This is a genomic window from Duganella sp. S19_KUP01_CR8 (genome assembly GCF_036688705.1).
Taxonomy (GTDB): domain Bacteria; phylum Pseudomonadota; class Gammaproteobacteria; order Burkholderiales; family Burkholderiaceae_D; genus Rugamonas.
Genome location: NZ_JAQQPR010000027.1, coordinates 76,016 through 88,204 on the forward strand (window position 1 = coordinate 76,016; position 12,189 = coordinate 88,204).

General features: G+C 64.7%; 10 protein-coding genes. 5 read left to right on the plus strand and 5 right to left on the minus strand.

The genetic code is table 11. The features are described 5' to 3' along the window. Positions 1–175: 175 nt before the first annotated feature. Positions 176–3,562 carry a DUF4214 domain-containing protein gene (locus tag V6M89_RS23705; protein WP_332855500.1) on the minus strand — a complete coding sequence of 1,129 codons (3,387 nt, stop codon included), beginning with the start codon at positions 3,560–3,562 and terminating at the stop codon, positions 176–178. Positions 3,563–3,696: 134 nt separating this feature from the next. Here V6M89_RS23705 and V6M89_RS23710 point away from each other — a divergent pair, with 134 nt between their 5' ends. Together V6M89_RS23710 and V6M89_RS23715 are read left to right on the plus strand one after the other, a co-directional pair. Further along, positions 3,697–4,428: a substrate-binding periplasmic protein gene (locus tag V6M89_RS23710; RefSeq protein ID WP_332855501.1), complete on the plus strand. Its 732-nt coding sequence runs from the start codon at positions 3,697–3,699 to the stop codon at positions 4,426–4,428. Between the two features lie 9 nt (positions 4,429–4,437). Then, the gene (locus tag V6M89_RS23715) at positions 4,438–5,643 is read left to right on the plus strand and encodes a DUF2252 domain-containing protein (RefSeq protein WP_332855502.1); all 1,206 of its coding nucleotides are present in this window, start codon (positions 4,438–4,440) and stop codon (positions 5,641–5,643) included. Here V6M89_RS23715 and V6M89_RS23720 read toward each other — a convergent pair whose 3' ends face one another. From V6M89_RS23720 to bufA2, 3 genes are read right to left on the minus strand one after another with little or no spacing between them, the layout of a single operon-like run. Then, the gene (locus V6M89_RS23720; RefSeq protein ID WP_332855503.1) at positions 5,644–6,402 is read right to left on the minus strand and encodes an HvfC/BufC N-terminal domain-containing protein; all 759 of its coding nucleotides are present in this window, start codon (positions 6,400–6,402) and stop codon (positions 5,644–5,646) included. Next, positions 6,399–7,229: an MNIO family bufferin maturase gene (gene bufB, locus V6M89_RS23725; protein ID WP_332855504.1), complete on the minus strand. Its 831-nt coding sequence runs from the start codon at positions 7,227–7,229 to the stop codon at positions 6,399–6,401. Before bufB ends, V6M89_RS23720 begins: the two co-directional genes overlap by 4 nt. A 50-nt stretch (positions 7,230–7,279) precedes the next feature. Beyond that, a complete protein-coding gene (gene bufA2, locus V6M89_RS23730; protein ID WP_008453189.1) occupies positions 7,280–7,546 on the minus strand; it encodes a BufA2 family periplasmic bufferin-type metallophore in 267 nt (88 codons plus the stop codon). Between the two features lie 174 nt (positions 7,547–7,720). Between bufA2 and V6M89_RS23735 the strand changes: the two genes are divergently transcribed. The 3 genes from V6M89_RS23735 (at position 7,721) to V6M89_RS23745 (ending at position 10,496) form a co-directional block, all read left to right on the plus strand. After that, positions 7,721–8,335, plus strand: a complete 615-nt coding sequence (locus tag V6M89_RS23735; protein ID WP_332855505.1) for an OmpW/AlkL family protein — start codon at positions 7,721–7,723, stop codon at positions 8,333–8,335. A 125-nt stretch (positions 8,336–8,460) separates the two neighbouring features. Next, positions 8,461–10,044 carry a methyl-accepting chemotaxis protein gene (locus V6M89_RS23740; protein ID WP_332855506.1) on the plus strand — a complete coding sequence of 528 codons (1,584 nt, stop codon included), beginning with the start codon at positions 8,461–8,463 and terminating at the stop codon, positions 10,042–10,044. Between the two features lie 14 nt (positions 10,045–10,058). Next, positions 10,059–10,496, plus strand: a complete 438-nt coding sequence (locus V6M89_RS23745) for a hypothetical protein (protein ID WP_332855507.1) — start codon at positions 10,059–10,061, stop codon at positions 10,494–10,496. A gap of 57 nt (positions 10,497–10,553) precedes the next feature. On the opposite strand, the gene V6M89_RS23750 is transcribed toward V6M89_RS23745, so the two are convergent. Further along, on the minus strand, positions 10,554–12,152 hold the full coding sequence (locus tag V6M89_RS23750) for a methyl-accepting chemotaxis protein (protein ID WP_332855508.1): 1,599 nt from the start codon (positions 12,150–12,152) through the stop codon (positions 10,554–10,556). Between the last annotated feature and the right edge of the window lie 37 nt (positions 12,153–12,189).

Consider the following 12,189-nt stretch of genomic DNA (forward strand, 5'->3'; position numbering starts at 1 on the left):
GGCAGGCGTGTGGGGGAGTTGTTGCGGTCGCCGCGAGGGCACTAACGAGTGGGGTGAACACGATTTTTATTAGGACATTTCAGTGAGTTCGTGCAGCTCATTCTGGCACAAATCCCTTGAAGGTAAAGGCTGCCTGCCGCGATTAGAGCCGCAGCTCTAATCGCGGCGAAGCGCCTTAACCGGCCGGCGTGTAGCTGAAGCCGGCGCCGATGATCTTGGCGATGGTGGCCTGGTTTTCCACGCTCTCGCTAAAGGCCATCAGCACGTCGACGCGCGATACGCCCTCGTGCAAGCGGTCCATCCAGAAGCTGCTGCCGCCCGCATCCGGCGCGCGGTGCAGCACGTTGTTGTAAAGGTTGGTGATGAAGGCCTGGTCGGTCGGCGCCGCGCCGTACAGGGTCTTGAATTCCGGGCTGTCGATGAAGCCCTGGGCCACCGTCTTCAGACTGACGCCGTGGTCCAGCACATTGATCCAGTAGCCGACGCCGCCGCTGTCCGGCGCGCGGTTGAAGGCGGACTGATACAGCCGGTAGGCCTGGCCGCCGGCGCCGCCGAGATCCAGCGCCACCGCGTGATCCGAGAACATCAGGCGCTCGACGTTGGTCAGCGTGTCGGCATCCTTGCCGGCCCAGTAGTCCCTGACGCTGACGCTGCCGTCGGTGTTGCGGACGATGCTCAGCTGATACTGCTTTTGCGTGTAGTACGCGGTGTCGAGGCCGGCGCCGCCGTTCAGGATAGCGCCGGTGCCCGTGCCCAGCAGGTAGTCGTTGCCGTCGGTGCCCACCGCGACCGGCTTGGTCGTGGTGAAACTGTAGCTGGTCGCGCCCGCGTAGTGGTTGCCGGCCAGGTCGAGGATGCTGCCATCCGGCAGGTTCAGCGTGTAGGTCATGCCCGGCACCAGGTTCTGGTGCGGATTGATCACCAGCGCATGCCCGGACACCGACGCCAACGCCTCGCCGTTGCCGGTCACGACGACACCGGAGGCGTCGGTCAGCGTGATGCCGGTGCCCAGCATGATGGTCTCGTTGAAGTTCAGCACGATGCGTGGCGTCAGCGTCACGTCGGCCGCGCCCGCCGCCACCGTGCTCGACAGCAGCTGCGGCGCCGTCACGTCGCCGCTGGTCAAGGTTTCCTCGACCGTGTAGGTGCCGGTGCCGGTGACGAGGCTGCCGTTGTTGCCGCCGCGGATGTCCAGGTAATAATCGCCGGTGGCGGTGGCGATGTAGGACATGCGCAGTTCGCCGCCGCTGGCGGCGCTGCTGCCGGCATAGGCATACGAGCCGCCGAAGTTGTTCACCAGCGTCATGCCGGCAGTGTTGTTGCCGGTATCCAGGGTGCCGCCGCCGCTGGCCTTGCCGTGCAGGTCGAACACATAGGTCCGTCCCGCATCGAGGTGCACCTTGATCCAGTCATGGTCGTCCGCCACGCTGATGGTGCCGGTTACCGGTGCGCCGGGGCTCAGCGTGCCCAGGGTCGCCGTGGTGGCGGGGAAATCGTCGCGTCCAAGGTCGGTCGCGGTCAGCTTGTAGCCCCCCGCCTGGCCGCTGCTCGGCGAGGTCGCCACGGTCAGGTAATAGTCGTCCGACTGCTGCGGCTCGAACAGCTTGTAGATCTTGTTGCCGGTCGAGTACACGTAGCGCAGCGACACGTAGTTGCCGGAGCTGTTCTTCATCTCCAACGTTGCGTAATTGCTCCAGCTGGTGCCGCCGTCGGTCGGCGTCAGTTCCATCGCATAGGTCTGGCCGGCGATCAGGCGCACCTTGAAGACGTCGCTGTCGCTCGACAGCTCCAGCTTGCCGACCACGGCTGTGCCGGGCGTCATCGCACCGGCATGGGCCGCGTCGTTGCCGTAGTCATCCCTCTGGCCGTATTGCGCCGCCACCACGTAGGTGCCGGTCGACTGCGGCGCCGCCACTTCCAGGTAGTAAGTGCCCTTGACCGTCGGCGTGAACGGCAGCGTCGTGGCGGTGGCGTTGTAGGTGGTGTCGCCCTTTACCAGCACATTGCCGGAGGCGTCGAGCAGGTTGAACGCGGCACCGTTGTAGGGGCTGAGCGTGCCGGCGCCTTCCCGCTGGCCCTTGAGCGTGAACCAGTAGGTCGAACCGGCGTTGAGCGAGACCGCGAACCAGTCGCGGTCGCCGCCGCCGGCCTCCAGCTCGCCGCCCAGCGGGGTGCCCACCACCAGCTTGCCGGCGGTGGCGGTGGTGGCGCCGAAGTCGTCCACCGCCTGGCTCGCGGCGACGGTGTAGCCAGCGCCGCTGTAGCCGGACGCCTGCAGGTAAAAACTGCCGCCCTTGGTCGGCGTGTAGCTGAAAGCAGTGTCGTTGCCATTGCGCGCCGTCGCCACGGTGTTGCCATTGCCGTCCTGCAGCAACAAGGTCTGCGAGTAAGTGGGGATCGGCCCATCGGCAGCCATGCTGAAGGTGTAGGTCACGCCGGCGGCCAGCTCGGTCTTGAACAGGTCGATATCGTTGGGCGCCTGCACCTTGCCGCTCAGCGTAGTTCCCAGTTCCAGCGCGGTGGCGTCGGCACGGGTGCTGCCATAGTCGTCCGACTCGGAAACGCCCAGCTTGATCGTGTACGCCAGGGGGGCGGACAAGGTGTAGGAACTATCCGCGCGCACCGAGTAGGTGCCGCTCTTGTCCGCCTGGAAGCGGATCGCCGTCTCGTTGTTGGCCATCTGACTGCCGTAGGCGATGTACTGGCCACTGCTGTCAAACAGGTAGAAGCTGACGCCACGGCTATCGCCAGCCTGCGTATTCAAGGTGACCGTGTAGATCTGGCCCGCCACCACGCTGAAGGTGTAGGGGTCGGTGTCGCCGTTGAACTCCAGCGTCCCGCTCAGCTGGCCGCCCTCGGTCAGTTTTCCCGGCGCGGCGGCCGTAAAATCATCGCTCAGCAAGCGCATGGTTTGCGTGTAGTTGCCGAGGTAGGAGTTGCCGTTCACGGCCAGGTAATAGTCGCCGCCGGCCTCCGGCCTGAACGGATAGTCGTTGACCGAGCCGTAGTAGCGTCCGCTGCCGTCATAGATGGAGGTCCCGGCCTGTGGCGAGCCCGTTCCGGCGGTGAAGCTGATGATCTGGCCGGCATCGGCATGGAACTTGAACCAGTCGACGTCATTCGGCCGCTCGAACACGCCGGCAACGGTATCGCTGCTGAAGACCCCGGCGGTGCTGGCGTCGGCTGCGAAATCATCCGCCGCCGGCGGCGCCACCTTGATCGTATAGCTGCCGCCGACGTTGTATCCGGCGCCGGCCGACACGTAGTAGTAGCCGGTAGTGGTCGGGGTGAAATTCAATGCCGGCCCGAAGTTGCCGCTGCCGTAAGCGTAGCCCATCCACTGCCCGGTGGCGCCCATCAACGTGAGCGAGACGCCCGCCAGGCTGGCCAGCGTGCCCGCCCCCTGCGGCGCGCCGTCCAGTTGCAGCACATAGCTGGTGCCGGCCGTGAGCGACATGCGGAACCAGTCGTTGTCCGACGAGGTCTCAAATATACCGGTCGTTCCCTTGCCGACGACCAGGCGGCCGGTGGTGTTGATGTCGTTGCTGAAGTCGTCGCTCATGGGAACTGGAGATAGATTAATAGTTCTAACATTTTATCAATATTTCATGTCGGAAAAACTATTCAATTGTCACCCGCAGCCGCGCTGCGCGCAGCGTCTATAATTGATTTTCCCTGCCGAACCGGAAAGAGCCCATGCCGAAGCCCATGCCGTCCCTGCTAGCGCTGACCCTGGCGGCCCTGTCGCTGACGGCGGCGCATGCCGCGCCGGGCGAACTGGTGATGCTGGCGCCACTGGACCAGACCATGCCCATCGTCCGCTTCAGCAATGGCGCGCTGGACGGCGGCATCCTCAAGGACCTGGGCGACGCCCTGGCGCAGCGGCTGGGCCTGCGCGCGGTCTACCTCAGCGTCGACGTGCCCGGCGTCACCCCGGCGCTGACCAGCGGCCGCGCCGACGCCATGTGCTACGTGATGCCGGTCTGGATCGACGGCGACTACGACTGGAGCGCGCCGCTGCTGCCCGACACCGAATTGATTGTGGCGAGTGCCGACGCGCCCCGCCTGCGCTCACTGAACGACCTGCGGGACCGGCCGATCGGCACCGTGGCCGGCTACCGCTATCCGCGCCTCGAGAAGGTGCTGGGCCGGCGCTTCTTCCGCATCGACTCGGCCAACATGGACGTCAACGTGCAGCAGATGGTGGCCGGCAAAGTGCAATACACGCTGGCCGGCGAGAACACGCTGTTCTACCTGCAACGCATCCATCCCACACTGAAACTGCGGCCGGAGCTGGTGTTCGCCACCTTCAAGGCGCAGTGCGCGTTCTCGCGCAAATCGCAAGTCCCATTCACCGACGCCAACCGGGCCATCGACGCCATGCTCAAGGAGGGCGTCATCGACCAGATCCTGGCGCGCTACCGTTAGGAGGCCAATATGAACACCGACGCCTTGGTCGCCGCCCTGCAAGCCCACAACCAGGACCGCGACCCGCAACTGCTGCGCATGAAGTACCGCAAGATGGCGCAAAGCGCCTTCCTGTTCCTGCGCGGCGCCGACCACCTGTTCTACGACGCCCTGCCAGACCAGCCGCTGTTCCGCAACGCGCCGCTGGCCTGGGCCTGCGGCGATCTGCACGTGGAAAACTTCGGCAGCTACAAGGGCGACAACCGCCAGGTCTATTTTGATATAAACGATTTCGACGAAGGCGCGCTGGCGCCGGCCAGCTGGGACCTGGTGCGCCTGCTGGCCAGCATCCAGTGCGGCGCCGACGCGCTGCGGGTGTCGGCGCCGGAGGCAGAAGACCTCAGCGCCCAATGCCTGGACGCCTACCGCGCCGCGCTCGCCGACGGCAAGCCGCGCTGGGTGGAACGCGAAACCAGCGTGGGCCTGATCCAGGACCTGCTGGAGAACCTGAACAACCGCAAGCGCGCCGACTTCCTCGACAAGCGCACCACCCGCAAAGGCCAGCGCCGCCTGCTGAACCTCGACGGCGAGAAGGCCTTGCCGCTGCTGCCCGGCCAGCTCGAACTGCTGACGGAATTCATGCCGCGCTTCGCGCAAGCACAGGACAACCCCGGCTTCTACACCATGCTGGACGCGGCACGCCGCATCGCCGGCACCGGCAGCCTGGGATTGATGCGCTTTGTCGTGCTGGTCGAGGGCAAAGGTTCGCCGGACGGGAACTATCTGCTCGACATCAAGGAAAGCAAGCCATCGGCACTGGCGCCGCGCCTGGCCGCGTGGGAGATCAAACAACCGGCGTGGCCCAACCAGGCCAGCCGCGTGGTGGCGGTGCAGCAGCGCATGCAGGCGGTCGATCACGCCTTCCTGCATGCGATACCGCTGGACGGCAAGTCCTGCGTGCTGCGCGGCCTGCAACCGTCGGAAGACCGCGTGGCGCTGGATGCCTGGGGCAGGAAGCTCAGTCGCCTGCAGGAAGTGATCGCCACCATGGGCCGCAACCTGGCCTGGGACCAGTTGCGCGCGGCAGGCCGCTCCGGCGCCGCCGGTGTAGATGAACTGATCGCCCACGGCCGCGACGACGGCTGGCGCCAGCCCATGCTGGACGCGGCCACCGCGATGACCGAGCTGACACAATCTCAATGGCAGGCCAGCAAGGCATGGCTGGCTAGTGCCTGACTAGTGTTTGACCAAGATGCCCTGCGCCAGCCAATGCTGTAGATAGCCTGCCAGCGCCAGCATCGCTTCCTCGCCGGCCGCCGCGCACACTTCGCCGAAGGTCGCCCCTTCGGCGATGCGGTACAGGGCTTGCGCCTCCGCCGCCGCCAGCGAACGGAAATGCGGCTGCTCGCCCTGGCGCCACACCAGCCAGTGCGTCGCGCCGGCGGATTGCTCCACCTCCGGCGGCTCGGCATCGGCGGCCAGCGCCTGCCACAGGGCGATGGCGTTCCAGTGCATCTCCAGCAGATGCACCGACGTATGCAGGCCGAATTGCAGATCGCCCCATTCCTCGGGCGGTATCGCCGCCACATCGACGGCGGCCAGCGGCGCGACGTCCGGCGCATCGAAGGCCAGGCCCAGCGTCCATTCCAGTGCCGCCAGTTCGGCGATGAAGGGATAGTCCGGCAGCGCCGTCTCCGCATGCGCGGCCAGGCCGGCGCCGAACCAGCGCAGGTTGGCGTGTTGCGACGGATGCGCGGCGAGATAGCTGTTGGCCAGGTCGGCGAACATGTCGTCGCCGACGAAGGTCCAGGTCTTGTCGTAGGCTTCGCACAGCGCCTGCCGCAAGCGGCTGCGATAGGCGCGGTGGTAGATCGCCAGCCGCGATCCGGCACTCAGCCCATATTGTTCGCGCACGGCGGCGTGAATGGCGCCGGGCGCTTCGTCGGCCAGGATGTAGCGCTGGAAGTCCAGCTGCAAGCGTTCGAGCGGGTTCATGCCGCCTCCGCAAAGGCGCGCGCGCGCCGCAGCTCCGCCGACAGCTCGGACAGCGGCGGAATATTATCGTCGCGCTCTATCATCGTCGCCACCTTGCCGAAGCGGCGCAAGGCCTGCGCGTACAAAGCCCACACGGGATCGGCCACCGCCTGGTCGTGGGTGTCGATGATGCAGCCTTCCTGCACGCTGTGGCCGGCCAAATGAATCTGCTGCACGCGATGCGCGGGCAGCGCGTCCAGATAGGTAATCGGATTGAAACCGTGATTGACGCAGCTGACGTAGACGTTGTTCACGTCCAGCAGTATCAGGCTGTCGGACTCCTCGGCCACGGCGGCGACGAAGTCCCATTCCTGGAAAGTGTCCGACTCAAAGGACAGGTAGCTCGACACATTCTCCAGCAACAGCGGGCGTTCCAGGTAATCCTGCACGCGCCGCACATTGCGCACCACGGTGGCCACGGCCTCCTCGGTGTACGGCAGCGGGAACAGGTCGTGCATATTGGCGCCGTGGGTGCCGGTCCAGCACAGGTGGTCCGATACCCACAGCGGCTCGACGCGGCGCATCAGCGCTTTCAGCTCGCGCAGGTATTCGTCGGATGGACCTTGCGGCGTACCGATCGACATCGACACGCCATGCATCACCACCGGATAGTCGCGGCGGATGCGGTCCAGCATCGCCAGCGGTTTTCCGCCGGGGACCATGTAGTTCTCGGACAGGATCTCGAACCAGTCGATGCCCGATTCAGCGGGCGGCGTGGCGATAATGTCGTTGTAATGCGCGGGGCGCAGGCCAAGGCCGAAACCTGGCGAAGGTAATGTCGATGTCATGGTGTGAAGAGTGTGGGAAGCGCCGGCCCTTGCCGGCGCTGCATTGCTTATTACTTGTCCAGGTCGACGATCTTGCCCTTCTTGGCGAAGCAGGCGCCGGCCTTGGTGGCCAGGAAACCGTGGCCCTTGCAGGAGTTCTGGCCCTTGCAGGCGTTTTCCGCGGTGGCGCAATCGCTGGTGCCCTTGCAGCTGTTGATACCGGCGCAGTGCACGGTGTCGTCGGCGCTGATGGTGGTGGTGGCGGCGATGGCCGATGCCGACATGGCCATGGTTGCGACGGTTGCTGCCATTGCTGCGATGCGGGTGATGTGGTTCATGTGATTCTCCAAAAAAGGTAAGTTAGGTTGGTGCTGCATGTCTCTGTCGCAGCCACTTCCCGATTGCTTACACAAATTTGAAAAATATTTTGTATTTTGACGTGGATCAAAGTTTTTACTGCGCTGCATCAATAGACTTCTCTACGTTACTTAACGACGACAGAGAGAGTTGAAATGAACAAGTCCTTAACCGCAGCAGTATTGGCCACCCTGAGCCTGATGGCAGGCAGCAGCGCGATGGCGGAAGAATCCCCGTGGCTGGTGCGCGTGCGCGCCGTGCATCTGGATACAGCCGACAAGTCCGATCCGGTCGGCGGCGTCGGCGCATCCGACCGCCTGACCGTCAGCAGCAAGACCATCCCTGAATTCGACGTCTCCTACTTCTTCACTCCCAACCTGGCGGCGGAACTGGTGCTGACCTACCCGCAAAAGCATGACGTGGCATTGGACGGCCAGAACATCGGCACCTTCAAGCACCTGCCGCCCACGCTGCTGCTGCAATATCACTTCGTGCTCGATGCGCCGTTCAAGCCTTACGTCGGTGCGGGCGTGAACTACACCACCATGTCCAAGGTGGATCTGCTGGGCGGCAAGGGCGGCCTGGAACACGACAGCTTCGGCCTGGCGCTGCAAGCGGGCGTCGATTACGCCATCGATAAAAAATGGTCGCTTAACTTCGACGTGAAGAAAGTGCAGATCCGCAGCGACGTCTCCATCAGCGGCGCAAAGGTCAGCCGCGTGAAGGTCGATCCGCTGATGGTCGGCGTCGGCGTCGGCTACCGCTTTTAATACACAGCGCTGATGCGTTGCGACACCGCGACAGACCACGCAATATGGTGACACGGACGGGGAATCTGGGGACAATCAAGTTCCTGGGCTACCCGTTTTTTGCTTTCTCCGGAAGGAATATCGCCATGTCGTTCGACCACGTAAAAATCGGCACCCGCCTCGGTTTCGGCTTCGCCATCGTCCTGGCGCTGCTGGTCGCCGTCATCGTGCTGGGGCTGAGCTCCATGACCCGCATCGGCAGCCGCACGCACGACATCATCGACGACAAGAACGTCAAGATGGAAGCGGCCAACCGCATGGTGGACAACGTGCGCAACATCACGCTGTCGCTGACGAATATCGTGGTGGTGCCCAGCACGGCGGAGGTGAACGCCGAACTGGAAAAAATCGGCGAGTCGCGCAAGAAGTACGGCGCGGCCAAGAAGATCCTGCTGGAGCATGTCACCGACGACAAGGAAAAAGCCATGCTGGCCACGCTGGACGACCTGCTGAAGGAAGGCGCGGCCAAGAACAACAAGGTGATCGAACTGCGCAAGGAAGGCGAGATCCAGGACGCCACCGCCTACCTCACGCAAACCGCCGCGCCCAGCCTGAAAGGCGTGCTGAAGGCGCTCGACGACATCCTCGTCTACGAAACCGCGCAGGCCAAGCAAGCCGGCGAGGAAGTCGAAGCCGTGCTGCGCAACGCGCAGATGGTGCAGGTCGGCCTGGGCGCGCTGGCGATGGCGCTGGGCTGCGGCGTGGCCTGGTTCATCACGCGCTCGATCACGGTGCCGCTGAACGCCGCGGTCGACGTGGCGGAGACGGTGGCCTCGGGCGACCTGTCGTCCAACATCCGGACCGGCGCCACCGATGAAACGGGGCGCCTGCTCAGCGCCCTCAAGTCGATGAACGACAGCCTGCTCAAGGTGGTCGGCCAGGTGCGGCAAGGTACCGACACCATTGCCACCGCATCGAATGAAATCGCCGCCGGCAACCTGGACCTGTCCTCGCGCACCGAGGAACAAGCCAGCTCGCTGGAGGAAACCGCGTCGTCGATGGAAGAGCTGACTTCCACCGTCAAGCAGAACGCCGACAACGCGCGCCAGGCCAACACGCTGGCGCGCAGCGCGTCGGAAGTGGCGACCAAGGGCGGCGCCATCGTCGCGCAGGTGGTGGACACGATGGGCAGCATCAACAGCTCCTCGCGCAAGATCGTCGACATCATCGCCGTCATCGACGGCATCGCCTTCCAGACCAACATCCTGGCGCTGAACGCCGCCGTCGAAGCGGCGCGCGCCGGCGAGCAAGGGCGCGGCTTTGCGGTGGTGGCGTCCGAGGTACGCAACCTGGCCCAGCGCAGCGCGGCGGCGGCCAAGGAGATCAAGGAACTGATCTCGGCCTCGGTGGCCAACGTCGACGACGGCTCGCGGCTGGTCAGCGAAGCGGGGCAAACGATGGGCGACATCGTCGCCAGCATCCAGCGCGTGACCGACATCATGGGCGAGATCACCTCTGCCAGCCAGGAGCAGACCATGGGCATCGAGCAGATCAACATGGCCATCACGCAGATGGACGAGGTGACGCAGCAGAACGCCGCGCTGGTGGAACAGGCGGCGGCCGCGTCGCAGAGCATGCAGGAGCAGGCGGCGGCGCTGGCCTCGGTGGTGGGCTTCTTCAAAACCGGCTCGGCGCCGGGGACCGCTATAATGGTGCGCACCCACCACTAACGGAAGCCCGGCCCATGCGCAAGATCCTGATCGTCCTGACCGCCCTGATGCTGACCGCATGCGTCGACGACACGGCCTCGTACTACGCGGACGGCAGCACCGGCAACCACGCCTTGACGTTGCACCGCGCGCAGAAGCACTTCTGGAGCAGCGCCAGCAGCGTGGAGCTGATCATGCAGCGGCTGCCGGAATGCTTGCGACGGATCGAGTTGACCGAGATGCCGGCCGATGACGTGGAGATTGAACTGCTGTCCGGCGGCGACAACGTCTGGACGCTGCGCGCCGGCAAGGAGATGTGGCAGGTTGAAACCCAGAGCTGCACCCAGTACCCCGACGTCAAAGGCGACGGCGGCGAATTGATCGGGGTGTTCCGGGTGGACGGCAAGAAGCTGGTGTTCGAAGCCGCCGTGCTTGAACCGGTCGGCTCCGACGCTACCGCACCAGCCAAATAACCCCGCACTGCGAAAGGGGTCAGACCCCGTACGGGGTCTGACCCCAGGCTTGCGGGTTTAGCGCAAGGCCAGGCGGCTTGTCGGGCGCTTGCCGCTGGCGCCCTGGTCGCCGCTCAGCTTGAACCGGCTGACCAGCTCGGCCAGCAAGCCGGCCTGCTCCTGCATGCTGCCGGCGGCGGCCGCGGCCTCTTCCACCAGTGCGGCATTCTGCTGCGTCACCGAATCCATCTCCGTGATCGCCATGTTGACGTGGCCGATGCCCGTGCTCTGCTCGCTCGACGCCTCGGTGATCGCCGACATGATCTGCGTCACCCGCGACACGCTGGCCACCACCTGATCCATCGTCGTGCCGGCCTCCGCCACCAGCACGCTGCCGGCGTTGATGCTTTCCACCGAAGCGTTGATCAGCTCCTTGATCTCCTTGGCCGCGCCGGCCGAGCGCTGCGCCAGGTTGCGCACCTCGGACGCCACCACCGCAAAGCCGCGCCCCTGCTCGCCCGCGCGCGCCGCTTCCACCGCCGCGTTCAAGGCCAGGATGTTGGTCTGGAAGGCGATGCCGTCGATCACGCTGATGATGTCGACGATGCGCGTGGCCGAGGCATTGATGGTGTCCATGGTCTGCACCACCTTCGACACCACATGCCCGCCCTTCTCCGCCACCGACGACGCCGACAGCACCAGCTGGTTGGCCTGCACCGCGTTGTCGGCGTTCTGGTTCACGGTCGAGGTCAGTTCCTCCATCGAGGCGGCCGTCTCTTCCAGCGAGCTGGCCTGCGACTCGGTGCGCGCCGACAAATCCATATTGCCCGAGGCGATCTCGCCCGACGCGGTGGCGATGGTGTCGGCGCTGCGGCGGATCTCGCCGATGGTGTCGGCCAGCCGCGCCTGCATCGACTTCATGCCGTACAAGATGCTGGCGCGGTCCGAGTCATGCGTCTTGATGCTGGCGCTGAGGTCGCCGCCGGCGATCTGCTGGGCGATTTCGCTGACGTATTCGGGATCGCCGCCGATGGTGTGGCGCAGGCTCTTGTTGACCATGCTGACGATGGCCCACAGCACCAGGCACACCAGCGCCAGCACGCCGGCCGACTTGTACAGCGAATGGTAGAAGGCGGTGTCGATATCGTCGATGTAGGCGCCGGTGACCAGGTCCCAGTCCCACTGCGCGAAGTGCACCACGCGGCTCATCTTCGGCACCGGCTCCTTGGTGTTCGGCCGGGTCCAGGAATAGCGCACGAATCCGCCACCCTCCGGCTTGGCGCCGGCGGCGGCGATGTCGCGGTACAGATAGACGCCGTTGGGGTCCTTGAAGTCGACCATGTCCTTGCCGTTGTTTTCAGCCTTGAACGGATTCATCAACGAACGGGTGCCTTGGGTGATGGTGATGTAGCCATCCTTGCCGAAGCGCAGGCCGGCGATCACGGCCATCGCCTGTTTCTGGGCGTCTTCCTTGCTCAGGGCGCCGGAGCTGGCTTTTTCGCCGTACAGCTTGAGGATGCTCATGCCGGCGTCGTCCAGGTTCATCAGGTCGATCTGGCGTTCCTCGATGCGCACGTCGCGCATCTGCATGGTCTGGTAGATGAAGATGGCGGTGATGCACAGCAGGCTGCAAATCAACGGTACCCAGAGCTTCTGTTGGAAGGACAACTTATTCATGGTACAGGGTCTCCGTATTGTCTTATGGAAACCAGAA